The organism is Clostridium lapidicellarium (assembly GCF_041224415.1).
GTDB classification, from domain to species: domain Bacteria; phylum Bacillota; class Clostridia; order Clostridiales; family Clostridiaceae; genus Clostridium_B; species Clostridium_B lapidicellarium.
The window spans coordinates 45,047-71,015 of the sequence record NZ_JBGFFE010000012.1 but is presented as its reverse complement, the minus strand read 5'-3'; the positions used below and the strand labels follow the sequence as shown (position 1 = coordinate 71,015).

Sequence of the window (25,969 nt, the reverse complement as noted above, 5' to 3'; positions counted from 1 at the left end):
GTCAGTTAATCCAAGTCTCTTTTTGAGAACAATAAACTGGATCCCATAATTGTAATTATTCCAATTAACAAAAATACAATTGAACACTTCATAACCTCCTCTGGTTTTGAAGTGAAATCAATTATAGTCTTACGCATATTTGTAAGAGAATATCTTGTGAAAACATCATTCCTGGTTAATAAAGCAAGCAGATTTGCCATGAAATTGCTGCCTGCCACCAGCAAGACAGAAACTATAATTGTAATGCCTTCGCTTTTTAATAGATAAGATAAGAAAGTGCCAATTCCTGCAGTACCCCAGAACATGCAAATCACCCCAATATTCATCCGAATAAACGCAGCTGTATCAACTTCTCCTAATTCAGATAATATTGTACATGATAATAAATTTAAAATTCCAAACCCCAATAGAATTATCGTAATAACAAAAGACATGGCTATATACTGTCCAAGAACCAATTTCCATCTTGCTATTCCATGACAGGCCATTTGCCGTATACTGCCATTTGAATATTCAGCAGTAATTAGGCAGGCTATAAAAATAGGGATGATATAGAAGATAAAATCCGCACCATAGGATCCTTGATAATTGGAAAATCCCGTTCCAGACATCTTCCCTTTTACCTTAAGAGAAACAGAAGCTGCAAAGGAAATACAATTCATTGCCAGCAATATAATTGATATGGCATAAAAGACCCTGCTTTTAAATATTTTATAGAATTCACTGGAAACAACATTCATCATTATTGATTGCCTCCCATCATCTTCAGGAAATATGCCTCTGTATCATTTCCTTCCATGCAAATTTTTGATACTAAAACACCATTCTCAACCAATTCCCTATTGATTTGTTCAGGTATATTCATGCAGTCATAAATACAGATTTTCCCTTCATCAAATACTTTGAAATCCGCACTGCCCATGTTATTTTTTAAAATATAGGCTGCTCTTTCAGAATCATCCACAACGATGGCAAGACATTTTTTACAGCGCTCTTCCAATTCCACCGCTTGAAATTCATCAACAAGTACCCCCTTATTTATGATCCCATATTTCGTCGCAATCTTGGCAAGCTCTCCCAAAATGTGAGATGAAATCAATATGGTAATTTCATTTTCACTATTTAATTTCAGCAGTAATTCTCTAATCTCTCTGATGCCAGAAGGATCCAATCCATTAATAGGCTCGTCCAAGATAAGGAAATCAGGATTGCCCAATAGGGAAATTGCAATGGATAAACGCTGCTTCATACCAAGAGAAAAGGCTTTAGTTTTCTTTCTTCCTGTATTTTTTAAACCAACCAGGCTCAGAACCTCATCCACATTGTCATAGTCCGTAATACCAATCAGTTTATCATAATAAATCAAATTTTCTCCTGCTGTCATGTCAGGATAAAGCGCAGGCTGCTCAATAACACATCCTATTCTTTTCCTGTTTTTCTGTAAGTCACCGCTTTCAAACAGCTGAATATCACCCTGATCCTGATAAACCAACCCACAGACAATTTTCATAATTGTTGTCTTGCCTGCACCGTTTTTCCCTATTAAACCATAAATATCCCCTTTTTCAATATTCAAGTCAACATTATTTACAGCTATTTGTTTTCCATACTTTTTAGTCAGACCACTAGTCTGTAATACCAGCTCCATATATTTTACCTCCTATTTTACGTAATTAAAATATTATTCAAAGCTATATTTAAATAATAAATAAAAGGTATTAAAATAGAGTTTAGAATTTATCAAGAAAGTACAAAGTTTGTAGATCAACTGTCCTGCATTTTATACCCTATTCCCCAAACTGTTTTTATGTATGCTTCTCCGTGTTTCAATTTATTGCGCAAATTGCTGACATGTACGGTAACCACTCTTTCATCCACAATACACTTCTCAGACCAGACACTTTCAAATATATTTTGCTTAGTAAACACTTTCCTGGGATTGCTAATTAACAATTCCAGAATGCTATATTCTTTTACGGTAAGTTCAATAGGCTCTCCTTTAATAGTTACAATATGATTTTCACTATCCAGAACTAAATCCTTGAATTGGAATATATTGGTTCTATCTGCCGCTGTGCTTTTGTTCGTTCTTCTCAATACCGCACCTACTCTCACAATTAGTTCTTCATTGTTGAAGGGCTTTGTTATATAATCATCTGCCCCCTCTCGAATCAATTCAAGTTTAGTATCCAAATCATCTTTTGCAGATACGCATATAACAGGAATTTGAAATTGTTCGTTAATCTTTGTTAAAATCTTTTCCCCGCTTAATCCCGGCAGCATCAAGTCCAGTAAAATCAAATCAAAAGACTCTTTTTCCAATAACAGAAGTGCTTCTGTTCCAGAAAATGCAGGTACAGACAAATATTTATTTTTTCTCAATAAAATTTGTACCATTTTATTAATTTTAGGATCATCCTCCACAATCAATATTTTATTCATCCTTCTCTACCCTTCTATAATTAATCTCATTCGAACAGCATATCCTGTTCCCATGCTTCCGTTTAATTTTTCTATTTCAATAAATTGATTATACTTTGTTAGGTTCATTACTTCAAATTCAATATAATTTAAAATTCAACAAGAAAAATTTATATGGCTGCCTTTTCTTTATTCATGGGTGGATTATGATTAATGATGTCTGCGTATGAAAAAGAGGTGATGTATTTATGTCAGAAGGATACTAAATATTGTTATTCAGCTTATTTTCAATTACTGCTATTTGTATAGTGGCACTATCTGATAAAACCTGTTTTAAATTAATTATCTCCTGGCTTTTCCTGAAATATGCTCAATATTTATTTTTATTACTTTCACTTTTGGATTTGCATTTTTCAAATATTCTCTGCCTTTTTTTATATATTCTTTCGAGTACTTTTTCAGCATCTCCAGCATGGCATCATTTTTTTCATTGCCCAAAACTTCAACTGCCCTTCCAAATACAATTACACTTTCATAATTTGTAGTGAACTTATCCGGCAGGACAGAGCTTTGTCCAACTACACAAAAGGAAACCTTATTATTATTTATTATATTATCCAATTTATGTCCCTGACTGGCACTGTGAAAATATATGGAACCATTAGCATAAACATAGTTTACCGGTACCCCATAAGCATATCCATCCTCACTTGCTGTAGATAAAATACCATACTGGCAATTTTTCAATATTTCTATAGCCTCAATATTCCCAATTTCTCTGTCTTTTCTTCTCATTTCTCTAAACATGATTATTCCTCCATATTATTAAAATATTAACCAAATATGCTATAATTAACTTCGTAAATATTATGAATTTTGAGGGAGAAAAAATGGCAAAAAAAATATTAACACTGAAATTGTTATAAGTATATTTGCTATTTCCGCTTATGATACGGATTATATCCTTGTCAAAAACAAGGATATAGACAGTGCCATAAAATCACTTGTTAAAGAGGGCTATGAAGTTGTGGATTAATAAATAATTACGATTCCATTTAAATTTTATTTTGCACTTTTAACAACAAATTTCCCGTCAATATAATTGATACACCCCGCATTGTACAATTCTTTTGGAATCACTTTATAAGTTAAACCGCTGGAAATCATAAAAGAGAGCATGCTGCTTTCTGACAACTTGGTCATGCCATTTTTCCTCAATAAATATGCAATTACCTCAGAGTATTCCGTAAATCCAGAATTTCTGTAGACAACAATACCTTTATGATATCTTCTATCCTTCACTCTTGGATCAATCACCTTAAGATCATATCCAAAATTACATATTATAGAATTCAACAGGAAAACATTCCATTCATATCCCCTTATATCAGGCAGTTCATTCCATTCATTAAAATTAATCAACGGCAGCACATTGATTTCCATAGATTTTGCCAACCTACCCTCGACCTTATGAATTATATCATCGTCAATATCGAACAGATCCTTCCGTACATACATGTCATACGATACCCTCATGTAGTCATTTTCAATATCGGCAAAAACAGAAGCTGCAGTTGCCGCAGACCATTTGAACCTTTCAGCTGCCAGGCTGTACTTTCTAAATGATATTCTATCTGTACTGTCAAGCATATGCATTACAATATTTTTTGTTGACATCCCATGCAGCATACCCTTCTGCCCAATATGAGGACGTCTAAAATCATACAGATCATTGAATAAATAAGCACATATGTAAAATAAGTTTATTGGAAATACAATATTGTTTACATCCATAAAATCTCTCAGCAGTTCTTTTGCAGTTTCATACAACATACCTTCACTGCAATACCCATTATTTTTATCCATAATATGCCGTATGATTGACCTCAAACAATTTATAACGCTGTCGTCGATGTCGACAATCTGTATACAGCTGTAATAATTATATTCCCATTGAAACAGATCTCTATCCGCACTTATTGCCCGAATGATCATCGTATCCGAAAATCCTGCAAACTTACCCTTGAGTTCATTTTTACTAACAGGTTTATTTTTCATAATAATAAATTTTTTAATACGTTTTGCCAAACTTCCAGAGGCACCGCCAGCTGACTTTTTCTGCAAATAATCTTTAAAATAATCATACTTATCCGGATAATACATCATTAAAACTCCGTGCAGAAAATTGTAGTTGTTTACATTGCTTGTCATCCTCAAGATTTTTTCAAATTTTGAGAATAATTCTGTATAGAATATAACCGATTCTTCCGATCTGTCGATATACTCTTCAATTTCATTTACAACAGACACATTTACATGAACATTTTCTTCAGCCGTAGCCATCCCACGGCCGCACAAAACCAGAAAATTTGATATTCTTGCACTCAATGCCCTATTGCTTTCAGGAAGTCCCAAATTGCCATACTCCCCCAATGCAATCTCTCTGAGTTTATCCAAATCCCTGCTTTCATATAATTTTATCCCTTTTGGAAACTCCCTTGCAACCAGCCTGGAACATAAATAACCATATGACTGCTTCCCTCTGACAGCAAAATATCCATACAGTCTGTATCCATGTTTCTGTATTAGGTTGACGAACTCACCATATCGCACATATGAAAATCCACTGTCAATCATTATTGTCTCAAGTTCTTCCAAATTTTTATATAAATCTTTTCCGTCCCCAACAAATTCTGCAGCAATTTGAAATATGACATCTTCCGTAGATCTTCCATCTTCTCTTTTAGCAACAAATACATCTGCAAAATCAAGATATTCCAGCTGTTTATTTTTAATGCACAATGAAACTAAAATCTTACCGTAATTATCATCATCATATATATCCAGAAGTTCCTGTGTTCTCACATATCCCTGCCGATCCATCAGCTGCCTTACAAGTAAATTTACAAAAGGTGATACCTTAAAATTAAAATTTTTTATAACCTGACGTACTCTTTCCCTGGTTATCCCCCTCTCATTGGCTATTTCCTGTAAAGTAAACCCCTTAGCACGTTTCAGGAACATTTTATATTCTTCTCTATCCGATAAATTTTTCAGCACTATTTCAAAAAGTCCTTCTAAATTCTCCCCAAGCTCCCTCTGAATACTATTGAACTTTTTCATATTCCCCCTGCAAACTATATCTTCCAATCGTTTTCTTGAAACACCCTTTAAATCTTTCAAATACATATATCCATTGTTTTCAAGAGTATGCAGCACATGCAATTTGACACCCAAAGCATTCAGACATTCTACATTTAAATCCAAAATACTCTCATCTATTTCATCAAACATAGTACCAACAATATCTTCAGTTCCTCCTGAAGAAGTTTTAACTGATAATTTAGAAAATTTTTTAAAGCGTATGATTATATTGTCAATTTTCTTTTTTCCAACACCCGGCACCTTTTTCAGTGTGGCAAAATCAAAATATTTTAAGTCACTAATATATCTAAAGCCCTGTGATGCACAGTATTTGACGAAAATATTATAGAAATTTTCTGAAAACGCTTCAGATATTTTAACTTCACCATTTACATTTTGACGGCCAGCTTCTCTATCATCTAAACGAAACGGATATTGTAAAAACATTGTTTCATCATATTCTCCACCAAACTCCCTGCGCACTGACATCAGCATCCCTTTCCATTAACTTCAATTTTATTTTTATTAGTTAGCCAGTTCCCATAGATTATTTCGAGAAAAGTGGTATGAAATCCTCCCTGATCATAAATTAATCAACTTTCCCTGCATTCTATCTGAACTGGTGAAATCAACATTACTCCACAAAAAATTTGATTCTGGCGTTTTTTATTTCATTCCATATCCAGTTCATCAAAATCAATTTCATTCAACAAATCCTTCAGCTTCAATATTTCCTCTTTATTTAAAGTTATCCCCTTGCCCATTTTCTGATGATTTTCATCCCAGTCTCTAATATCCATCTTCGCCTTTCTGCCGTTCCAGCTCATGACATTGACTTCTTTTTTCCATCCTCTAGAGCCTTCAGACAAAATTCCCAGACTTTTGACAATATCAAATTTAATATCTGCCATTTGAATCCCTCCTTTTTACAATTTACAACATTTTAATTTATATAAGTCAATAGAAATAACAATATTTTAGAAAATACATAGATAGACTTTTTCGCTAATCCCCACTTAAAATATAATATTAAAAGTAACGTCCTTTAAATTTTCTATAAAAGCTTTATTACTTAAAATTTCATCATGTTCTTCAACTGAGCCATCAAGTGCATTCCTTGTATATTTAACTCTTTTCTCATCCCTGAATCTTATAGCAGAACAAATATTCTGTTCATTACTCATATTTTAAGTATTTTGCCTTTAAATCCACTATTATATAATAAGTTCAGCCAAATTTTATAGTCTTCCAATTCTTCCATCGATTGACCTTTTTCAATATATCTCTTGATAAAACTTTTCAACTCACCAATTTTATATGAGGTATTAATAATAAATCATAATTCATCAATATTTTTTCTACACAAATATCTTTATTTATATTTATCAAAAAACTAACTGTATTATTATCAAGGATCCCAATTTTCTTAGGAGCATCGGAATTTAAAATTTCAATGAATTTTTCTATCTGAATCAATTCCATTATTAAATTCTCCTTTCATTAGATCCTTGAGTTTATTCAAAAATTTCAAATTATCCTTATGATAATCAACATCCGGTTCCTTTTTTGATAGCAATTCTATTTTTTTATCTAATCCACCAAAACTTATTATATTAGATGGTTTAACCAAATCAGTATCCAATTCCAGTTTTTCAAATAATTCAATTAGATTTTCTGGCTTCTTATCGAAATTCTCAATTACAAGCCTTTTTAATCCAATATCATTGAATACATCTATAGCATCCTCATATAGCTGAATTAATACAGCCTTATAAGGTGCTTTAAATACATTCATGCACCTGACAATTTTATTTATAAATTTATCATTTTCCAGTGAATAATAATATCTATACACATCACCCAACAACATTCTAGCAGCAAAATAATCTGCTTTTCTCTCATTCAGTTTCATTTTTTCTACCTGTATATTGTGCTGTCCTTTAACTATAGAATTATCATAAAATAAATGAAATATTTCATGCCATGCAACAAAAAATTGATAAACTCAAGGCTGTGCTGAGTTAATAACAGGTATTTTTAAATTATTCCTAATAAATATGGCTCCTCCCCAATATTCATCATCTATGGGCACTTGTATTAAATTATAATTTTTTTTGAGAACTTCAAAGGCTAATTTATCAGAACCCGTTATTCCAACCTTGTTATAATTAATAAAAAAATCTTTTTTAAAATTTTCAATTTCATCATTTATTTTTTTATTTGCTTCTATAACTTCATTTAAATTCTGAGAAGTTATATATTGAGACATATTTATCAACCTACCTATTTTCATTATAGACTTCATAAAGATCTATTATATCATCCAAAAATCCAAACATTTTTTTAGCACTGTCACTTAACTCATATTCCTCTGGTGCATTATCAGATGCTACAATTCTAAGTTTATTTTCTGATTTCATACATTTGTAGTTTATCAATTCTTCAGGTCTTATATTAAAGGTCGCAATAATTTTATTTACATGTTTTTTAAGTGTTGTATTATTGTCTATTTCACCTTTAATCATTTTATCAATAGTTGGCCTGGAAATGCCAGTTAATTTTGAAAAAGATGACTTGGTATATCCATTATCTTTAATAAATTGAATAATATTAGAACCTACTTTATATCTATTATTATACATATAAATTTTACAATACTTTTGGGCTATATCCATCATATTATTACCTCCTCATAAAATAATATTGCTATTATCAATTCACAATGATGCTGTCTAACCGGATTACACAAGTGCTGTATATCCATTCACAGCCACCAGCAAGATATTCTGTTTGGATTAATGCTAATTATACAGGGCTGCAGTCAGTAAATTTCTTCATTACTCTCGAAAGATGGTAATTTTGTGAATAAATTACATTAATTATCAACTCTATTTGTTAGTATTGATAACAGAATATTTACTGTTTAAATTTCGAAAAGATTACCAGCTATAAAAAATCTTTTAATGTCCTTGATAAAAATGATAATATTATTTATCTTTATTCATTTTCTATTTTCCCAAATTCACTTATCTGTTCCTTTAATATTGCTACATTTTTAAGTAAGCTTTCCAATCCACCAATAAATAATTTCCATATAGCTATAAGATCATCTATAATATCTTCAAATTTCATTTGTTTTTCTAGCGGAGCGGCTGAAGTAATTACGTAATTCAATTTCTTTGCATTTTTTATTCCCAGTTCTTCATCTATTTGCAAAAGCATTTTTCGTGTTAATGGATCTGGTTTTTTATATTCAAAACTTTCTAGTGGAATGCAATCTATTCCTGGATTGCTTCTATGTGTAAAAGGATTCCTGATTTCTTTAAAGATCTTCACATGTTCATCAGTATTAAATTGTTCCATAATATTTTTTATTAATTTAAATTCATCATTATTAATCCAAAAGATATTATCATTAGAAATATCAATAATTTTTAGTCCTTTATTAATTTTATCAAAACTAACTTCATTTCTTTTTAGGTTCCTTAATTTTTTTGTCTTTTTTATCTTATTATTAACATAAATTTTTATTTTTCTATTAAATACTTCATAAATTAAGAAGGCTAACTTTTCTCTAAAAGTAAATAAATCATATACTGTTAATTTTAAATAACGCTCTCTATTCACAAATTTTAATGTACCACTCAAAGGTTTGGGAAATTTATTATATATTCTGTCATATGCCAAGCATAATAATAGTTCTACAATTATATTACCCTTTAAAAATTCTATTTCCTGCAGCCAAGCATAGGTATTAGCAGTATACTTCCTGCTATTAATAATATTTCTTTCTGGTTTATAAAGTATTTCTCGTTCAACTAATTTATAATCTATATTAGCTATAATATTCTCTTTAAGTATGTCTTCAATTGCGTCATATAGTTTATCTTGAATACTTAAAAATTCTTCTTTAGAAAATGGATACTTCATTTTATTTACCACCTAGTTTATTATTTCATAAATTTAATTACTCAATCATTGTATATTCCCACAACATTAATAACTCTATATTATATTTGAATTCCTTAATTTAAACTAAAATCATTCAAATTAGTATGAATTTTCCATATTCATATTTGTATAATCTGCTCTGAAGTAAAGCTTAAAATCACTTATTTTAATGTTATATTCTTTAAGCATTTTAATTATAATATTTCTTATGGAATTACTGCTCATATTAGTCTCTACGTATATGCTACCTGAAATCATTTCTGGTTTTCCTTATCCCTTTACTACTAATTGAAAAATATTTATTTTTCTTACCATTCATATTAGGTTTATTTTCAAATTGTAAAAATTTTTTCTTATCTTTACAAAAAGTATCTCACAAGTTTTTAAAAATACTTCCTGCCACGTCTTAGCTTCAATAAGTTCCTCCCCGTCAATTTTAAATCCAAAAGGCCTTATATGAGTAAAATTTTCATATAATGTATGCTCTACTTTATTATCAACAATATATTTTTCATAATTAGGCAAAGATTTTATACTACTATTTTCTGGATCATCTTCTTTAAAAGTTCCATCTTCTTCTATTCTCGTAAAATTAATTATCTTATCAATTTTATTTTCATAAAAATTAATCGATTTACCAATGTCAATATATCTTTCAGCACTTGAAAAATCTCTATTTAAATAAGCTTGACCCATTTTATCATTAATCCTATTTATAAGGTCATCAATAGTATCCATTAAGAGTCCTAAACTTTCAGAAATATCTATCGACTTATCTGGAAAATCATTTTTTATAACATTTAAAATTTCTTTAAGCTTCAATATAACATACCCCCTTGCAATCATTACTGTATAATTACTTTATTCACTTAAAATAGCTATATCCCTGCTAAATATTACAGCAGCATATAAGAATTTAATTATCATATTCTTTTCAGTTTCTTCTAGATTTGTCTGATTCATTACTTTTCTCACAAAAAAGTGTATCAATAATACAGTAAATTTATCCAACTGCTATATACTAATTTTTTCTCCAGCCACTTTCGCCGCATAAATAGTTTTAGCAATATTTTCAGGAGCAACAATCACAGGCCACCAAAAAGGTCTATGACCCCAACCTTCTGCATTCTCTGTTTCCTGAATCAGCATAAGTACAGGCACGTTAATTGCTAATTCCTTAGCTATATCTAAAGGTGCTGGTGTATCCGGTGAATCAGATAAAGTTTTAATTCCTCCGTGCTTTTTATATTTAGATAAAGTTCTTTTAGTACGAACTATAACGGGAATATTTTTGCTGTTATCTGCCATATAACGCAATATCATAAGGAACTCATCTTCCGGGATAAACCTGCTGTCATCTACATCCTTATCAATAGCAGAATAAGCAATATTTATTAATTTCTCAGCGTTTTTAATAGATACCATTACTCCATCAGATTTTTCACTGATATTGAAATCCTTCAAGTATTTCTTCATAGTATTATTACACCCTACTGATATAGTTTTGATTTTTGGAGTAAATCCAATCGGTAAGATTCGTTTTTGCGATTCGAGCAATATAATATCTGAAATACGTATTTTTGCTGGGGAACAAGGCCTTATACCACCGACTCCATAAACATTATCTTGATATTTTTTCGTAATGAAGTATACACCATTTCCCTGTTTACCCTCTTTAATATCCTCACGCAAAACACTATCAATTTCAGTAATTTTTTCCATGTTGCTGTGTATTCGAGAAGTCGTATAAAATCTTGTCACTGGAAGCAATGCTTTACGATATCCAAACATTCTGGAATGTTGCAGTACAGTGTCTTGTTGCATAGTTTTTGGATTTCTTCCATAATAAAATCCAATCATATTAGGAATGGTAACCCCTCTGTCTAAAACCTGACCTCCAACAAAGATGGAACATGGTGTAGTTAAATTAAGTTCGCCAGTTTCTTCATTCAACAATATATCTACATCCTGATCTGCGTTCACAACATTAATACTATAATACCCTCTATCAATATAGGAATAAAATTCATTTCTAATAAATGAATAATCCGGCATAGTATAACCATATGCGGTAACGGAAGATGAGATATCTTTAAAGCTTTCTCGCACCAATTTCTCAATAATTGTTAGAACATCCTTACTTCTATTTTTGATCTGTTGAATAAAAATTTCAGCAACATTCTGCAAATTCACATGAGAATTTTTTTGCGTTGCAGTATGAATTACATACGCATAATGATCTTTTTTCTTATAGAGTTTTCTTAGAACAATAGCTCCAATAATAAAGTTAACAATTCCTTTTTTGAAAACTGTCAGTTTATCTTCCCTAATTAAAATCTCTTCTTCCTTAAAAGTACGTCTATCTTCAATTTTAGATTTTTTACCTTTCCGTTTCTGATCAGAAACAATATCACCTTCATCTTGACTTATAGGCTCAAATAACAATGAAGCTGGATGAGTTTCATCTCTACTGTCAATAAAATAATACTCACCACCAATATATCCTTTTCCATGAGGAACAAGGACGGTTTTTAATGGTTTTATAGGCTGTAATGGACTTGTTTCATCAAAATCAGGCTGTAAATACAATGCATAAGGTGTAGCTGTAACTTCAATAAATACACACCCATCCAATGTACCTCGCATTTCATTAACTTTAGATGAAACAGTTCTTAATGTGAATTTATCAACACCCTTAATTTTATTATATCCAATACCAGTGGTATCAGCTTCATCATCTATAATAAGGCATTTTTTATTCTCATTAATTGAATAATTATTTATAAATTCAATCAACCGATCTATATTATTTTTTTCCTTTTTTGCTACAATAATATTCTTTTGCTCAAGCTGATAACCACTAATTCGTGTATTTGCTTTCATAATATCTGTAACAACTACTTCATACTCATCTATAAATGATTTGAACTCCTTTTTCATTCGTGAAATAGTTTGTTGTATAAGTGCTCTGCTGTTCTTCGTGAGAATAAAAACCATGTCAAAACTATTATCAAAAGCAAGCGAAATCACACCAATAAAAGCTCTTGTCTTGCCACTTTGTATTTTTCCAAGCATCATAATTGGTTTGTTTATTTTTTCCTGTGAATCCAGCCAAGTGTCATCAATACAATACTTGCAAGTGTCTTCTATACATTTTTTTAATTCTTCATTATAACCTGTACCTTCTGCCTTTTTATAGCTATAAAATTTCCCATCTGTCTTCATTAATAAAATACCCTCCATTTATCAATACCAAATTTTATTTTTTACCTCCATATAATTCACAAATAGCCCTATATTATTAAACTCTATACTTACTTTCATTTTCTGCAACTTTCCCATAATCCGCATATGCATGTTTTTCCACACTACATACAACACATTAATTCAGCTTCAAATTCATCTATACCACTGAAATTAACACTTGATCCTTCCCATCTCATCAAGAAATGCCGGTCGTCTTCTGTAGATATTTCTAAGTGCATCTATAATTTCTTTTGCTTTCCCTTTCCCAGCTATCTTTTTGTATCTCTTTATAATTTTACAAACTTCTTTGTACTGCACCCTGTTTGAGGCTGATCTTGCTTTTTCCCTAATATCTTTTTCATATAAACTTACAACTTCTCCTGTTCTTTCTTGAATAAGAGTTTTTTGTAGGCAGTATACCTTATCTCTTTCCATTTTAACACCAATTCGGCATGATTTTTATCCTGTTTTTCACCTTCAAGAGCCGAATCTATAACTTTCAAATAGTTTTCTGCCTTCATGAACTTATCTATCAGCATTTTTCTGAAAGATGGAAATTCAATGTTCTCCTCCATAAATTTTTAGGAAATAAATCTCTCTTACCTTATATTTTTGCACTACTGAATTCATAAACTTCTTACACCCATTGATTTCCCATTTAAAATTTCATTTAACTTAAAATAAGCAGCAGCCTGACGCCTATATATTGGCCCAAAATCATAGAGGCAATCACAATTTGGGTACAGTATTTCTTCACTTTCACCTATTTTTATATCTACACTATACTTGTCGTTTACTTATACTATAAAAAAATATTCATTATTATCCATTTTATGGGGCTCGACTATGTTTTCATTAATATAATAATTATATCCTCTATTCAGTATCTTTATATCAACATAATTTTCAAAATTATTTCTATTCATTTTGCCATAAATCACCATTTCCACTACAACTCCAGTCAACTATCATATTTGAATCTCTCATTCTAGTCTTCTTGCCATTATAAGCAATTAGACAAGCTTTGGCAAATGACTTCCAATTTTGTTTTTTAAATTTCAATATCTCATCAAAACTAAAGTGCAGGATATAACATTCAATATTTTTAAATGTCCATGGGCTTGAAATATTAGTTAATCGTTCCTTTGAAATCATATATCTCAAATCATATATATTATTTTTAGGATAAATTATCTGAATCCTCGGTTTCTTTCCATCCGGGAAAGATAAAATTCTATAATTCATTATATTCATAGATATGTTTCTGCTTTTTAAGAGCTTAAATTTACAAGAGTTTCTTATACTTTCAGGTATATTTTTTTTAATTAGATCATAAATTTTAAAAATTTCCTGTTTAAACTTTACCATATTAAATTCATCCATCATTAAATTTAAAGCTTTATATTCTGAAATATCATGAACAATTTTATCACTTTGATCGTATTTCTTACTACTCGCAGTTTGATTCTTTTGTTTATATTGATGACTTTTCTTCTGTTTTATAATTTTTTTATCCATTTTAATAACTTGTTCCTTTATATTATCCATCTGATTTTTATTTTTTTTAAAAACATTAAGTTTCTTTTCTATCAAAGCTATTTTTTTATTATTTATTACACCGGCTTCATTCCATAAATTATTTATGTCTTTTAGCATATTACTCAAATCGTCTTCAATTAAAACACCATATTCTAAATTATTGTACATACCACCTTGAGTAAAATTAGCTGAAGTCAATACAGCTTTCTGTTTATCAATAATATAAATTTTGGCATGAAGATTAGAATAATATCTCACTTCCGAGTTTGGATTTTTAACTAACTTACAAATTGTATTTACATCTGAGGAATTATTTAAAAAATCCTCCAGAGAAAATCGTGTTAATATTCTTATTCTTATTTTATTTAAGTCATAAATCGTATCTATTAAAGGGTTACTTGAAATATACGGTGAAACAATTATAACTTCATTTTTTGCCTTAACTACTAAATGTTTTAATTCTTCTCCAATTGAATTAGATATACCATGATGATTATACAAAAATTTTAAATTCATTATAAAATGATCCCCTATTATTAGTTATTATTCAATAAATTATCTATAACTGTTTGTTCTTCTTCCTCATATTTTTTCCTTACTTGTTTATGTTTTAACAATATTCTTTTGGAATTTTTATAATACCAATAAATTCCATATCAACAGTTCAAAGCCTGTACATCTCTCTCATCCTGTCTATGGTCTCTATCATTTCTTTCCTGAATTTATCCGAGCCCAGTACCTCTACGGAATCTCCCTGGCTCAAGAGCCACATTTTTATTCCCCTTCCAAATACCTTGGTTTTCACTATATACTCGCCCGGTTTTTCCCTTATTATTCTGGCATTGGGCAGTTTGTCCAGAACTGCCTCTATAGATCTGCCGGTGTATTTGAACTTCACTCTTTCAAGTTCACCTGCCTGCATAAACTGAATAAGCTTTCTGAACTCCCCATCTTTAAACCTCCTTCTGTAATCCTCTTTATATTTTCTAGCCGTGACAGTCAAATTTTCAATTCTGTCCACTCTGTAAATAGCGGGGAATTCATAACTTGCCCCTTCAATAAAAGCTATAAGATAAAAATAATATTCAGAAAACAATATTCCCTGAGGATAGACAAATCTTTTGGAAATTTTTCTCTGCAGTTTTCCGTCTGTTCCGATTTTAAAGTATCCAATCTCCAGTACGCTTTTATTCTTTATTGCAGAACTTATTTTCCAAAGACTGTCTAGAAGCTCCTTCCCATGTCTTGGAGGAACATAATTCATGAATTCGTTCCCTATTATATATTTGATATTTTCTTTGTCTCCGCATATGCAGTTATCGAGGAGTTTATCGATTATGCCCTTTATTTCCGTTTTTATGAAACCCCTGCTTTCCAAAAGTACCTTTGAAACTGCAAGGACTTCTTTTTCATTCAAGTTTTTATCACAGCTTCCCTTTAAAATATATCCCCCTTTTTTTCTGTCGGATACGATCTCCTCTCCGAAGTATGTGTTTTCTACAAAATCCTTTATATTTTTAATATATCTATAAAACGTCCTTTCATTAACGTGAAATTTATATAATATGTCATTCTTTACAACTACTTTTCCCTCTTTTAATTTGTCGTAAATAAATAACAATACATCAGATCTAAATTTCTTCATGCTGCAGTCCTTCCTTATATTCCCAGAATACTTTGCCAGCTAATTATAAATATATTTTCATAATCTTTTCTTTTTATGTAATTTATCACTATACATCTTAAAATCAGCAGTTTTTATCAAACTTTCGACAGACATTTTATGACCTTTTTTATATTCGCAAAATCCAAAACTCAAGCTTAAATTATAATTTTTGCTATTTTTATTAAATTTTTTCAATCTTCTGTCAATTCTGTTCCAAATTCTATAAGCTTCTTTAATTGTAGTCTCCGGAAAAACCATCAAAAATTCGTCACCGCCCATCCTAATTATAAAATCAGTTTTTCTAATGCTTTCCTTTAAAATCTCGGCTGTATCTATTAAAACTTTATCCCCTTCCTGATGGCCAAATTTATCATTTATTGTTTTCAATTCATCTACATCAACAAAGCAGACAACAAAATTTTTATTACCCATCTTTGAAACATTGAATTCCTTATTCAGCAGCTCCAGACCGGATCTCCTGTTCAACACTCCAGTCATGACATCCGTACCTGCATAATAATTCAACCTTTCTCTTTCCATGCACAATCTTTTAAGCATGATGTCCTTTTCCCTTAAAATCTTAATGAGAGTTTCCCTGTCCATATCTTCATAATTCACGCAGTACCCCTTCCTTTGACATTTATATATCACACTTTAATTATATATTATGCTAATGACATAGACTGTCAGTAACGGCAAAATTTCTTAATAAAAATCCAGTTAAGGCAAGCAAAAGCCACACTTAACTGGATTTTTCAACTTTCCATTTTTTCTAGCTCCCGGAGGTTTTCTTCCACCCAGGTTTTTGTCATACTTGAGAACTCAATCCAAAACATTGTTTTGGCATTGTGCTTTACAGAACTTTCCCAAGTCGGAACCCAGCTGCAAAGGTGATCCCTCAAAAATTTCTCCTCTGCACCTAAAATTTTCATGACGTTTTTCAAATCGCCCCGGAAGCCAAGATCACAAAGCCTTGACATAAACGACAATTCAAAAGCCAGATGATCTGCCGCTTCTTTTGGATTCACTTCCAAATCAAATTCATGGTAAAACATTCTTACAGAAAGTTCCGACCTTCCAAAAATCAACCTGTCGCGGCTTTCATAGGTGGATTCCCAGAGAGGTGCCAGAATATGCGAAGGTCCAAAAAAAAGTCTATAATAGTCTTCTATTAATTCTCCAGTATATTTGGAATTAAAGTTGTCTTTAGATATTTCATTCAATATTGCCCGGGCTTCCGGATACAGATTAGAGTTTTCAAGTTTCTCAAGCAAATCAGTATTTTTTAAAATATCAAATCCGTCTTTTAAATTTCCCCTGTAAAGCAGAGACATTGTAGAATATACAGCTTTTCTTTCTCTAAACCACAGCTTAATATCATCCATTGTATAAAAATCTCCTTATTTTTTTACTGCATCCCTGTGGGGCGAAATGACCAGGGCAGGCTCTGTGATATGACTTCCGGGCATACCCTGTACTTCATTCACCTTCCCATATCTTTCCCTAATCAATTGCAAAGGTCCATATTTTAAAGCTCTCATAGGGCATGCAGCTACACAGGCAGGTTCCTTGCCCTCATCCAGCAAATCCATACAGAAATCGCATTTTCTAACCTTTTTGATGCGCTCGTCATACTGAGGTGCCTTGTAGGGACAGCTTTTTATACACCTGCGGCACCCGGTGCATTTTTCTTCACAAATATAAACAATCCCATCTCTTTTTCTCTTTCTAATTGCCCCTGTAGGACAGCTTTTCATACATGCAGGATCAAGACAATGATTGCAGCTAATTGAAACCCAGAAAGCATATACCTGAGGGAAAACGGCACTGCCCCTTTTTTTATAATTTCCACCGGATACTTCATACACCTTCCTGAAATTCTGTCCTACTTCAAGATTATTTTTATCTTTACAAGCTATACTGCAGGTACTGCACCCCGTACAGCTTTTTTGTTCAAAATAAAACGCCAGTTGTCCGCACATTCTAAAACCCCTTTCAACATGCTTTATACTTTTTTTATTTCAACCAGACTCGTATGGGATGGATTCCCAAAAGCCAGCGGAGTGGGCTTATATCTGGTCAAAACATTTATACATCCACGCCTGTCAGCTCCATTTTTATCCGGAGTCCACCAGGCTCCCTGAGGTATTGATGCAACTCCAGGCATAATTCTGGCAGTGACTTTTACAGGTATTATGACAGTCCCTCTGGAGTTAAACACCTTTACCATGTCCCCATCTGAAATATGCCTCACTCTTGCATCTTCACAATTCATAAAAACCTGCTGCCGCTCAACTTCCTCCATCCAGCCCATATTGTCAAAAGTGGAATGTACTCTCCTTTTGGAGTGATGGCCTATACATTGAATCGGATATTTCCTCGAGATGGGATCCTCAGGGCCTTCCCATGCAGAAATATATTTAGGAACTGCAGGTATTTTTTCGGGATTATTCATCCCCCACAACCTATTGGAAAAAATCTCTATTTTACCGGAAGGAGTTGGAAAAGGGTCGTGCAGCGGATCCTCAATCTGCTTTTTAAAAGCAATAGAAGGCTTTTCATAAGATCTGCGGTATATTCCTTTCTTCTTAAATTCACTGCAGGATGGAAAATCAGGATTCTTCTTTGCCGTCTCTTCTATAAGATATTCCACCCATTCGTTTAAAGATCTTCCCTCTGTAAATCTGTCAAAAAGTCCAAGCCTCTTGGCCAGTTCACCTATCCAGTCATATCCGTTTCTGCACTGGAATACAGTATCCACTGCCTTATTCATAAACAGGAGATAACTGCCGACGTCCCAGGGTGTGACAATATCCTCCCTTTCCATCATGTCATCTGAAGGCAGTATTATATCTGAAAACTTCGCACTTGCAGTAAAGAACTGATCATTGGTGACAATAAACTTCACAAGATCTTCATCTCTCAAGATTCCCGCGGTACCGTTGGAGTCCGTATGCTGGTTTACAAGGCAGTTTCCACCCAGATTGAAAATAAGTTTTATACTGGAAGACAATTTTTTTGCCCCTCTGACACTTAAATCAGCTCCCATACCCTTTCCCCTGACTATGGCATCTGGCCAGCTAAACATGGAAATTTCGCTTTTATTTGGATTGTAATATGGAATTGATGCTGCATATATGTTCTCTACCGGATATCCCGTACCCGATGCCCATCCTCCGCTGATACCTATGTTGCCGGTCATAGCTGCCAAAACAGTTCCGCCTCTTGCCACCTGTTCCCCATAAGCATGTCTTTGAGGGCCAAACCCCTGAATAAGTGCTGCCGGTTTAGTCAGCGCATACTCCCTTGCCAGCTCCACAATGGTCTCCCTTGGAATTCCGGTGATGGTTTCCGCCCAAGCGGGGGTTTTAGATATTTTGCTCCCGTCTTCTCCCAATATATAATTTTTATAGGAATTCCCTCCGGGAATGCCCGAAGGCATATGTGACTCGTCAAAACCAACGCAGTACCTGTCCAGAAATTTTTGATCCTGAAGGTTTTCCTCTATCATAACGTAAGCCATGGCATCCATCAGGGCATTATCCGTAGTGGGCCTGACAGGTATCCATTTATCCGCCAGAGCAACTGCCGTATTAGAATATATGGGATCTATGCTTATTATCTTAGCTCCTGCATTCCTTGCCATTTTAAGATAATATGCGGTATTGGTACCATGTATGGTATCCGCAGGATTAAACCCAAGCAGGATAATCAGTCTTGAATTAACCCAGTCTTCCCTGCTGTTACCAGTATATATTGTTCCAAAAGTATATGGAGTAGCCGTCTGAGTACAAGCCGTACTATAGTTTCCATAATATGATAAATACCCTCCATACATTCCAAGAAGCCTTTTCATCCATGCTTTTTCCGAAAGCTTTCCTTCATTTCCCGTAGCATACTGAATATATATGGAATCAGGACCGTACTTATGCATTATCCTCTTCAAATTATCAGCGGTAATATCCAGTGCCTCCTGCCAGGTTATAGGCTTGAACTTTCCTTCACCGCGCTTTCCTATGCGCTTCATGGGGTATTTAAGCCTGTCACAGTTGTATATTCTATTGCGATAAGCCCTGCATCTCAGGCATCCTCTGAGCTGCGGAACTTTTTCCGTATCAGGAATATCGTCTTCCGTGGATATTCTCACAATTCGGTTGTATTTTACATGTGCTTTTATAACACATCTCCCGCCGCAGTTATGTGAACCAGAAGTGGAAACTATTCTCTCCCTCTCATCATGAGCATCTTCAGATGAGAAAGTATAGAAACCGTCTCTCTGACAGGATTTTTCTATAAATTCAAGGGTATTTTTATCTATATTCAAAAGTTTTATTCTGTCAATTTTCATCTGGCCTTCACCTCTTTATAATTTGTTATCAGAAGCTCTGTGATTTTTCCCCTTTTACTTCCCGTAGAATTTATATTTCTTTTGGCATAAACCCTTTTTATATTGAAATCAGAATATAAATCGTCAAAAAAAGTATCACTCTCATCTAAATTTTTGGGATCCGAATTACTCAACATTAGTTTTGCGCCTTTGACATCCATCAATTTATAAAAATCCCTTAACAAAATCTGTGACTTGTCATTGAAACTGCTCCTGCTGTAGGAAGTAAATCCCCCAACTGTCACAGGCCTGTACGGGGGATCAAAGTATACAAAAGTACTGCCGTCAATATATTCATTCAGCTCATCAAAGTCCCCATTTAAAATCTTAACTTTAAATTTCCCGTCTTTATTTTTTAAATTCAACAGTCTGGAAATTTCCATCAACTGTATTTCATTAAAAAAACTCGGATTTTCATATTTTCCAAAAGGCACATTGAAATTACCTTTTGAATTTTCCCTGTACAGACCGTTGAAACATGTCTTATTTAAAAAAATAAAGTATGAAGCCGATTCTATACTGCTGCAGCCATTATTGAATTTGCTTCTTATTTCATAAAATAATTTTTCCTTACCTTCAATATCCAGTTTCAGATACTCGGATCTCAATCTCTGCACTTCAAAGATTAAATCCCCCGGTCTGTCCCTGATAATCTCATATAAATTTATCAATTTGAAATTTATATCATTTATAATATAATATTCAAAATAATCATTTTCCAGGAAATAAAAAAATACAGCACCTGCTCCTACAAAGGGTTCGACATACTTTTTAAGCTGTCTTACATTTTGAGGCAGTTCTGCAATTATTTCATTTAGAAGCTGTGTCTTTCCTCCCGCCCACTTTAAAAATGGTTTTATATTAAAATTTTCATTTTCCATGTTTAAACTCACCTTATTATGATTTTATCACATTTTATGATATTTCCCATGATTTTTATTCTTGTCTTGACTTCACAAAAATATTTTGTTAAACTTAACTTTAAGTGAAAATTTAGGCTATTAATGTTGAAAGTAGGAAAAAAAGGTATAAATTAAACCCATATGTCAGCATATTAAAGTCCGTTAAAAAAAAGGAGAGTCCCATGTCAAAAAATATACAAAATCACCGATATATAACTGGATTGGACGGGCTCCGAGCTTTTTCAGTACTAGCTGTAATGGCTTACCATTTCAACTTTAACTGGGCTGAAGGAGGCTTTTTAGGAGTTGATATATTCTTTGTGATATCCGGTTATCTCATAACATCCAGCATTTTAACTCAAAAAAGTGAACTCAATTTCAGTTTGCGTAGATTTTGGATCAGGCGTATTCGAAGACTGCTGCCAGCCGCCTATATAGCAATAACTGGTATTTTTATTTGGGCAACAATGTTTAAATCAGAAATAGCAGCCACACTTAAAGGTGACGCAGCAGCTTCCATTTTTTATGTAAGCAACTGGTGGTTTATTTTTCATAAGATCTCTTATTTTGACAGTTTTGGATCACCTTCACCTTTGAAAAATCTCTGGTCGCTGTCCATAGAAGAACAATTTTATATCATATGGCCCCTTATGCTGATAGCAGGTATAAAGATTTTTAAAAAAAGGGCAAAGCTTTCTAACGCTGTGTTTATAGCAGCATTGTGTTCTGCAGTACTAATGGCCGTACTATACAAACCGGGAGAAGATCCGAGCCGTGTATACTATGGGACAGATACACGTGCATTTGAACTTCTTATAGGCGGCTGGCTGGCTATCATATATCCTATTAAAAAAACATATACTGGAAAAATTTCCACCAGGCAAAAAAATAAACTGAATATCACAAGTGCAATTACCCTCTCTATTTTTATCATCAGTGTCGTTTTTGTGAATGAATACAATTCATTTCTATACAGAGGCGGTATGCTGCTTTTTAGTTTAAATGCAGCCGTACTCATAGCATGCATCTGTCATTCCAAAAGCTATCTTGGACATTTACTTTCCTGGAAACCTTTAAGCTGGATTGGTAAAAGATCCTACGGAATCTATCTCTGGCATTACCCTATTATTGTTTTAAGTACTCCAATTTACGAAATGGGAAATCCAACTTACTGGCGTGCCGGTTTGCAGTTGGCCGTCACATTTATTATTGCTGAAATTTCATATCGGTTCATTGAAATGCCCATCCGTAAAAATGGATTCCAAAAAACTTTCAAAAAATATTTGTCGGGCAATATTGCCAGTTCAAGAAAGCCGGCTTTTTCCAGATTAATTTCAGTTATGATACTGATGACTTTAGGCGTCGGACTTCTGACAGCCTGTGTTAAAAGCATCCACATGGATAAAACTCAGGCACATACAGGTAATAAGGCAGGGACAAACAGTTTACAGCAGCCTCAGACAAATAAAGAATCTGGGACAAGCACTTGTAAAAATGGCAGTTTAAATTCTCCGCATTCCGTCAACCCCTACAGAAAAGTACTGGCCATCGGAGATTCCATCATGCTGGACATTACCCCGAGTTTAAATAAAAGATATTCCAATTTTACGATTGATGCCAAAGTTGGAAGGCAGCTCAATGAAGCAATAGGACTGGCATCTTCCTATACGGAGTTTAATAATTCAAACAACGCAGTCATACTTGAACTGGGAACAAACGGTTATTTTACAGACGCTCAGATTGACAAGCTGATTAAATGTTTTTCCAAATCTCACATTTATCTAATAAATACACGTGTGCCGCGCCGCTGGGAGAAAGATGTAAATAAAATTTTGAGCAGAAAAGCTGAGGAAAACAGCAATGTCACATTAATCGACTGGCATTCACGGGCAGTTTCCCATCCCGAATATTTTGAACCTGACGGTGTACATCTAAAACCTGAAGGGGTTGAAACTCTGACATCACTCATAGACAGTGCATTGAAATGAAATCAATCATATAAATTATTCAATTCATTTTGAAGCATGACTCCAACTGTATCGGCAAATCTCCCTGGAGATTTTATATATACCAGATTGCGGCCGTATATTTTTTGAGCGGCAGGGAGATCTTCTTTTCGCCCTGTAAAGACACCGAGAATTGAAATTCCACTTTGAATTCCTTTTCTGACTTCCAGGGCAGTGTCATTCACGCCAACATTATCTGCATAACTGTACTCGACATCATTGGCTTGACCCGGGATGCACTGCATATCATTTGGTTTTCCGTCGGACAGGACTATGAGCATCTTATGGCTGCAGTTTGAATTTCTCATCATGTAAAGTGCGGCACGTACAGCTAAACCGTCCCTGTTACAGCCTGATGAAGTATAATTGAAAATTCTGTTATTTTTATCAGTTTCATTGTAGTCACGGAAAAGATTGAGAATCGTATAATCGTGAAAACTGCAGAAAGAGTAGACTTTTACAGGAATTTGACACCGCGTAAGGCTTTCAGCTATGACGTACCCTTCCTCTGCAATAATTTCCTGACGACTTTCCTGAGACAATGATGAATCCAGCATTATGTCAACAGTTAAATTTCTTACATCATTTTCAATCTTTTTTATGAAAATCTTATTGTCATAAAGATAAAGATTTCTCCAGACCTTTCCTGCTGCAAGTTTCCCTGTTTCCGATCTGCAGGAGGATTCACGATCAACAAGCATCACATTTTTGATTTTATTTGTCAGTTTCATGATACTATTATTATTTCTGGTGAGGTTTTTATTGTAATATAAACTATTTTTTTCTCTCTGTTTTAAAACATCGTCCCGATGTTTAAGCATGCTCCTATTGCTTTCAGAATCAGCATTAAAATTACCCTTTGTAAAATAGATATGACAATTCCTATGATTTCCAATACACAGATTTTTCTCTACAGACTTTATTTGCGGTTCCTGCAAAACAGAAGCCCCATAATATCCGCTCATGAACTTCCTGTCGTATCTGTTGATCTGATCCACAGATTTAAACCAACTGAAAGCCCTGTTTAATTCAGAAGGTATCAAATTAAAATGTTTTAAAAACGAACTGCGCCAAGAATTTGATTTTTTATTATTTATTTGAAGGCTGCCTTTGCTGTTTTGAATCCCGGGCGGCATGTTCCCGTGTAAAAGATGTGCAGACCTATGATAAAAATACACATCTATTATTCTGTTCATACGGGATATAATCTGCCCTGTATCCATATTCTCGTCAAATTCCAAATCATCTAAAATATCAATTACCGATTTCGGCATATTTGTCTTTTCGCCCAGCGCCCTTTGAAAATGTGCTATTTTGACCTGATCCACAATATCAAAAGACAAAGCTGGATTACACCTGCCGAGAAATTTTTTTGAATAATCCCGACGGAGACTCTCAAGGACCGGCCGCTCACATCTTCCTCTCCCATAAGTACAATTTTCCAGACCTATCCAGGTCAATTCTTTCAAGGACTCGCAATTGACATCCTTCCTGAGGTATTTGAAAAAATTATTTAAAAGTGAACAATCATAGTACTTATGAACGGCGCCTATAATATAATTCAAATAAAGATCAGCCTTTCCATTTTCATCATATGCCTTTATTTTTGAATTAAATGAGTAATCAGACGAAGCATTCCATATAATATTGTCAGCTCTCTTTGCTTCATTATTTTCCTTCTGCACAGTCAATTTGAAAAAATCTCACTTCTTTCCACATTTTCCGGTATTCTGAGATGAATAACATCTTCTATGATCTCCCTTTCAAAGTTGTCAAAGGATTTATTTACAATACCCATCTCCAAAGCTCTAGATGCCTTCAATCCCCTGTCGATAAGATGAATGGAAGAAAGAAGACCCCTCAGATCTACAGACTTTGTAGAGATCTCAGAGTTTTCGCTTTTTTTCTGTAGATCCTTAAATAGTCCTGTAAATTGTTCAACATAATTATCTTTCATATTGGGGAACTCCTGCCTAAGCAGCTTCATAAGATTTTCAGAAGAAATAGTAGGCATATCAATAACCATGAAACGGGAAACCAGAGCCTCATTGAGTTCTCTCGTACCTGCATATCCATAATTCATCGTAGCAATGAATCTAGTTGAATCCTTCAGGGGAATCCTGTCATAACCGGGTATGTCAATGACCCTTCGGAAATCCAGGACAGCATGAAGAAGTGCAATGGATTCATTTCTTGCCATATTAATTTCATCAAGGACTCCAAATCCACCCAAGGCTGCACATTCATAAATTGGGCCATGCCTTAAAACAACCTGCCCGTTTTTAAATGTATCCTCCCCAATAAGAGATGAAAAATCCGTGTTAACGTGAAAGGAAATATCCCAGAGCGGCCTCCCAAAAGCAGCTGACAGGTTTTCTGCAAAAACATTTTTCCCGCTTGCCTTCGGACCAACCAGGAGAAGATTTTCGCCACAAATAATAGCTGTAATTGCCTCCTCCCAAATTTCCTTTCCATAATAATTATATTTGGGCGTTGGTATCCTGTATTCTACATCAGGATTTACCTTATAGAAATTCCGATAATGTTTTATTTCAGCAATCAATTTCTCACTAATTTTCTCCTGTCTTAAAAAATCCAATATACCTAATATGTTAACACCTCCAGCTCCAGCTAATATTCAAAACATATGTACATTTAAACATCCATTCATATATTTATATTATGCCATGTTTTAGCTTTAGTCAAT

The 25,969-nt window shown here is 33.3% G+C and carries 25 protein-coding genes and 1 pseudogene; 2 read left to right on the top strand and 24 right to left on the bottom strand.

Annotation, left to right across the window (positions count from 1 at the left end; genetic code table 11):
- Positions 1–5: 5 nt before the first annotated feature.
- From AB8S09_RS09570 to AB8S09_RS09555, 4 genes are all read right to left on the bottom strand, one after another.
- A complete protein-coding gene (locus AB8S09_RS09570; protein WP_294182759.1) occupies positions 6–743 on the bottom strand; it encodes an ABC transporter permease in 738 nt (245 codons plus the stop codon).
- Positions 743–1,648 (bottom strand): ABC transporter ATP-binding protein, encoded by a 906-nt coding sequence (locus AB8S09_RS09565; RefSeq protein ID WP_294182756.1) that lies wholly within the window; start codon positions 1,646–1,648, stop codon positions 743–745. Before AB8S09_RS09565 ends, AB8S09_RS09570 begins: the two co-directional genes overlap by 1 nt.
- Before the next feature lie 116 nt (positions 1,649–1,764).
- Positions 1,765–2,442: a response regulator transcription factor gene (locus AB8S09_RS09560; RefSeq protein ID WP_294182753.1), complete on the bottom strand. Its 678-nt coding sequence runs from the start codon at positions 2,440–2,442 to the stop codon at positions 1,765–1,767.
- Positions 2,443–2,763: 321 nt separating this feature from the next.
- Entirely contained in the window at positions 2,764–3,228 is a 465-nt protein-coding gene (locus AB8S09_RS09555) for a pyridoxamine 5'-phosphate oxidase family protein (RefSeq protein ID WP_294182750.1), read from the bottom strand.
- A 115-nt stretch (positions 3,229–3,343) separates the two neighbouring features.
- On the opposite strand from AB8S09_RS09555, the pseudogene AB8S09_RS09550 reads away from it, so the two are divergent.
- Positions 3,344–3,457 (top strand): annotated as a pseudogene (locus AB8S09_RS09550) (ACT domain-containing protein); the annotation flags it as partial.
- Between the two features lie 26 nt (positions 3,458–3,483).
- Here AB8S09_RS09550 and AB8S09_RS09545 read toward each other — a convergent pair.
- From AB8S09_RS09545 to AB8S09_RS09460, 18 genes are all read right to left on the bottom strand, one after another.
- The gene (locus tag AB8S09_RS09545) at positions 3,484–6,048 is read right to left on the bottom strand and encodes an RNA polymerase sigma factor sigma-70 region 4 domain-containing protein (RefSeq protein ID WP_369869015.1); all 2,565 of its coding nucleotides are present in this window, start codon (positions 6,046–6,048) and stop codon (positions 3,484–3,486) included.
- A 188-nt stretch (positions 6,049–6,236) separates the two neighbouring features.
- Positions 6,237–6,476: a YdbC family protein gene (locus AB8S09_RS09540; protein ID WP_294182746.1), complete on the bottom strand. Its 240-nt coding sequence runs from the start codon at positions 6,474–6,476 to the stop codon at positions 6,237–6,239.
- A 105-nt stretch (positions 6,477–6,581) separates the two neighbouring features.
- Positions 6,582–6,749: a hypothetical protein gene (locus AB8S09_RS09535; protein WP_294182744.1), complete on the bottom strand. Its 168-nt coding sequence runs from the start codon at positions 6,747–6,749 to the stop codon at positions 6,582–6,584.
- 266 nt (positions 6,750–7,015) lie between these two features.
- A complete protein-coding gene (locus tag AB8S09_RS09530) occupies positions 7,016–7,477 on the bottom strand; it encodes a hypothetical protein (protein WP_294182742.1) in 462 nt (153 codons plus the stop codon).
- Positions 7,478–7,570: 93 nt separating this feature from the next.
- Positions 7,571–7,858: a hypothetical protein gene (locus tag AB8S09_RS09525; RefSeq protein WP_294182740.1), complete on the bottom strand. Its 288-nt coding sequence runs from the start codon at positions 7,856–7,858 to the stop codon at positions 7,571–7,573.
- Entirely contained in the window at positions 7,845–8,243 is a 399-nt protein-coding gene (locus AB8S09_RS09520) for a helix-turn-helix domain-containing protein (protein WP_294182739.1), read from the bottom strand. The genes AB8S09_RS09525 and AB8S09_RS09520 overlap by 14 nt, the downstream gene beginning before the upstream one ends.
- A gap of 319 nt (positions 8,244–8,562) precedes the next feature.
- Positions 8,563–9,495: a hypothetical protein gene (locus tag AB8S09_RS09515; RefSeq protein ID WP_294182737.1), complete on the bottom strand. Its 933-nt coding sequence runs from the start codon at positions 9,493–9,495 to the stop codon at positions 8,563–8,565.
- A 336-nt stretch (positions 9,496–9,831) separates the two neighbouring features.
- Positions 9,832–10,338, bottom strand: a complete 507-nt coding sequence (locus AB8S09_RS09510) for a hypothetical protein (protein ID WP_294182736.1) — start codon at positions 10,336–10,338, stop codon at positions 9,832–9,834.
- 192 nt (positions 10,339–10,530) lie between these two features.
- Positions 10,531–12,741 (bottom strand): Z1 domain-containing protein, encoded by a 2,211-nt coding sequence (locus tag AB8S09_RS09505; protein ID WP_294182732.1) that lies wholly within the window; start codon positions 12,739–12,741, stop codon positions 10,531–10,533.
- A gap of 192 nt (positions 12,742–12,933) precedes the next feature.
- A complete protein-coding gene (locus AB8S09_RS09500; RefSeq protein WP_294182730.1) occupies positions 12,934–13,197 on the bottom strand; it encodes a hypothetical protein in 264 nt (87 codons plus the stop codon).
- Positions 13,131–13,337 (bottom strand): hypothetical protein, encoded by a 207-nt coding sequence (locus tag AB8S09_RS09495; RefSeq protein WP_369869014.1) that lies wholly within the window; start codon positions 13,335–13,337, stop codon positions 13,131–13,133. Before AB8S09_RS09495 ends, AB8S09_RS09500 begins: the two co-directional genes overlap by 67 nt.
- 343 nt (positions 13,338–13,680) lie before the next feature.
- Positions 13,681–14,817 (bottom strand): phospholipase D family protein, encoded by a 1,137-nt coding sequence (locus tag AB8S09_RS09490; RefSeq protein ID WP_294182723.1) that lies wholly within the window; start codon positions 14,815–14,817, stop codon positions 13,681–13,683.
- A gap of 148 nt (positions 14,818–14,965) precedes the next feature.
- Positions 14,966–15,946 carry a helix-turn-helix transcriptional regulator gene (locus tag AB8S09_RS09485; RefSeq protein WP_294182719.1) on the bottom strand — a complete coding sequence of 327 codons (981 nt, stop codon included), beginning with the start codon at positions 15,944–15,946 and terminating at the stop codon, positions 14,966–14,968.
- Between the two features lie 57 nt (positions 15,947–16,003).
- Entirely contained in the window at positions 16,004–16,585 is a 582-nt protein-coding gene (locus tag AB8S09_RS09480) for a GGDEF domain-containing protein (RefSeq protein WP_294182718.1), read from the bottom strand.
- Between the two features lie 137 nt (positions 16,586–16,722).
- Complete coding sequence (locus tag AB8S09_RS09475) at positions 16,723–17,352, bottom strand: TorD/DmsD family molecular chaperone (protein ID WP_294182716.1); 630 nt, start codon at positions 17,350–17,352, stop codon at positions 16,723–16,725.
- Positions 17,353–17,367: 15 nt separating this feature from the next.
- Positions 17,368–17,949, bottom strand: a complete 582-nt coding sequence (locus AB8S09_RS09470; RefSeq protein ID WP_294182714.1) for a DMSO/selenate family reductase complex B subunit — start codon at positions 17,947–17,949, stop codon at positions 17,368–17,370.
- Positions 17,950–17,972: 23 nt separating this feature from the next.
- A complete protein-coding gene (locus AB8S09_RS09465; RefSeq protein WP_294182711.1) occupies positions 17,973–20,315 on the bottom strand; it encodes a DMSO/selenate family reductase complex A subunit in 2,343 nt (780 codons plus the stop codon).
- On the bottom strand, positions 20,312–21,235 hold the full coding sequence (locus tag AB8S09_RS09460) for a DNA adenine methylase (protein WP_294182709.1): 924 nt from the start codon (positions 21,233–21,235) through the stop codon (positions 20,312–20,314). Before AB8S09_RS09460 ends, AB8S09_RS09465 begins: the two co-directional genes overlap by 4 nt.
- A gap of 203 nt (positions 21,236–21,438) precedes the next feature.
- On the opposite strand from AB8S09_RS09460, the gene AB8S09_RS09455 reads away from it, so the two are divergent.
- Positions 21,439–23,244, top strand: a complete 1,806-nt coding sequence (locus tag AB8S09_RS09455; protein ID WP_294182707.1) for an acyltransferase family protein — start codon at positions 21,439–21,441, stop codon at positions 23,242–23,244.
- A 2-nt stretch (positions 23,245–23,246) separates the two neighbouring features.
- Here the strand turns inward: AB8S09_RS09455 and AB8S09_RS09450 are convergent, their stop codons facing one another.
- A complete protein-coding gene (locus AB8S09_RS09450; protein ID WP_294182705.1) occupies positions 23,247–24,947 on the bottom strand; it encodes a vWA domain-containing protein in 1,701 nt (566 codons plus the stop codon).
- Between the two features lie 2 nt (positions 24,948–24,949).
- Entirely contained in the window at positions 24,950–25,864 is a 915-nt protein-coding gene (locus AB8S09_RS09445; protein WP_294182786.1) for an AAA family ATPase, read from the bottom strand.
- Between the last annotated feature and the right edge of the window lie 105 nt (positions 25,865–25,969).

What these genes read in the sequence shown, in the direction of transcription:
- AB8S09_RS09570 (WP_294182759.1), bottom strand. Translation starts at nt 743, where the DNA reads ATGATGAATGTTGTTTCCAGTGAATTCTATAAAATATTTAAAAGCAGG.
- AB8S09_RS09565 (WP_294182756.1), bottom strand. Translation starts at nt 1,648, where the DNA reads ATGGAGCTGGTATTACAGACTAGTGGTCTGACTAAAAAGTATGGAAAA.
- AB8S09_RS09560 (WP_294182753.1), bottom strand. Translation starts at nt 2,442, where the DNA reads ATGAATAAAATATTGATTGTGGAGGATGATCCTAAAATTAATAAAATG.
- AB8S09_RS09555 (WP_294182750.1), bottom strand. Translation starts at nt 3,228, where the DNA reads ATGTTTAGAGAAATGAGAAGAAAAGACAGAGAAATTGGGAATATTGAG.
- AB8S09_RS09540 (WP_294182746.1), bottom strand. Translation starts at nt 6,476, where the DNA reads ATGGCAGATATTAAATTTGATATTGTCAAAAGTCTGGGAATTTTGTCT.
- AB8S09_RS09535 (WP_294182744.1), bottom strand. Translation starts at nt 6,749, where the DNA reads ATGAGTAATGAACAGAATATTTGTTCTGCTATAAGATTCAGGGATGAG.
- AB8S09_RS09530 (WP_294182742.1), bottom strand. Translation starts at nt 7,477, where the DNA reads ATGAAACTGAATGAGAGAAAAGCAGATTATTTTGCTGCTAGAATGTTG.
- AB8S09_RS09525 (WP_294182740.1), bottom strand. Translation starts at nt 7,858, where the DNA reads ATGAAAATAGGTAGGTTGATAAATATGTCTCAATATATAACTTCTCAG.
- AB8S09_RS09520 (WP_294182739.1), bottom strand. Translation starts at nt 8,243, where the DNA reads ATGATGGATATAGCCCAAAAGTATTGTAAAATTTATATGTATAATAAT.
- AB8S09_RS09515 (WP_294182737.1), bottom strand. Translation starts at nt 9,495, where the DNA reads ATGAAGTATCCATTTTCTAAAGAAGAATTTTTAAGTATTCAAGATAAA.
- AB8S09_RS09505 (WP_294182732.1), bottom strand. Translation starts at nt 12,741, where the DNA reads ATGAAGACAGATGGGAAATTTTATAGCTATAAAAAGGCAGAAGGTACA.
- AB8S09_RS09500 (WP_294182730.1), bottom strand. Translation starts at nt 13,197, where the DNA reads ATGGAAAGAGATAAGGTATACTGCCTACAAAAAACTCTTATTCAAGAA.
- AB8S09_RS09495 (WP_369869014.1), bottom strand. Translation starts at nt 13,337, where the DNA reads ATGGAGGAGAACATTGAATTTCCATCTTTCAGAAAAATGCTGATAGAT.
- AB8S09_RS09490 (WP_294182723.1), bottom strand. Translation starts at nt 14,817, where the DNA reads ATGAATTTAAAATTTTTGTATAATCATCATGGTATATCTAATTCAATT.
- AB8S09_RS09485 (WP_294182719.1), bottom strand. Translation starts at nt 15,946, where the DNA reads ATGAAGAAATTTAGATCTGATGTATTGTTATTTATTTACGACAAATTA.
- AB8S09_RS09475 (WP_294182716.1), bottom strand. Translation starts at nt 17,352, where the DNA reads ATGGATGATATTAAGCTGTGGTTTAGAGAAAGAAAAGCTGTATATTCT.
- AB8S09_RS09470 (WP_294182714.1), bottom strand. Translation starts at nt 17,949, where the DNA reads ATGTGCGGACAACTGGCGTTTTATTTTGAACAAAAAAGCTGTACGGGG.
- AB8S09_RS09465 (WP_294182711.1), bottom strand. Translation starts at nt 20,315, where the DNA reads ATGAAAATTGACAGAATAAAACTTTTGAATATAGATAAAAATACCCTT.
- AB8S09_RS09460 (WP_294182709.1), bottom strand. Translation starts at nt 21,235, where the DNA reads ATGGAAAATGAAAATTTTAATATAAAACCATTTTTAAAGTGGGCGGGA.
- AB8S09_RS09455 (WP_294182707.1), top strand. Translation starts at nt 21,439, where the DNA reads ATGTCAAAAAATATACAAAATCACCGATATATAACTGGATTGGACGGG.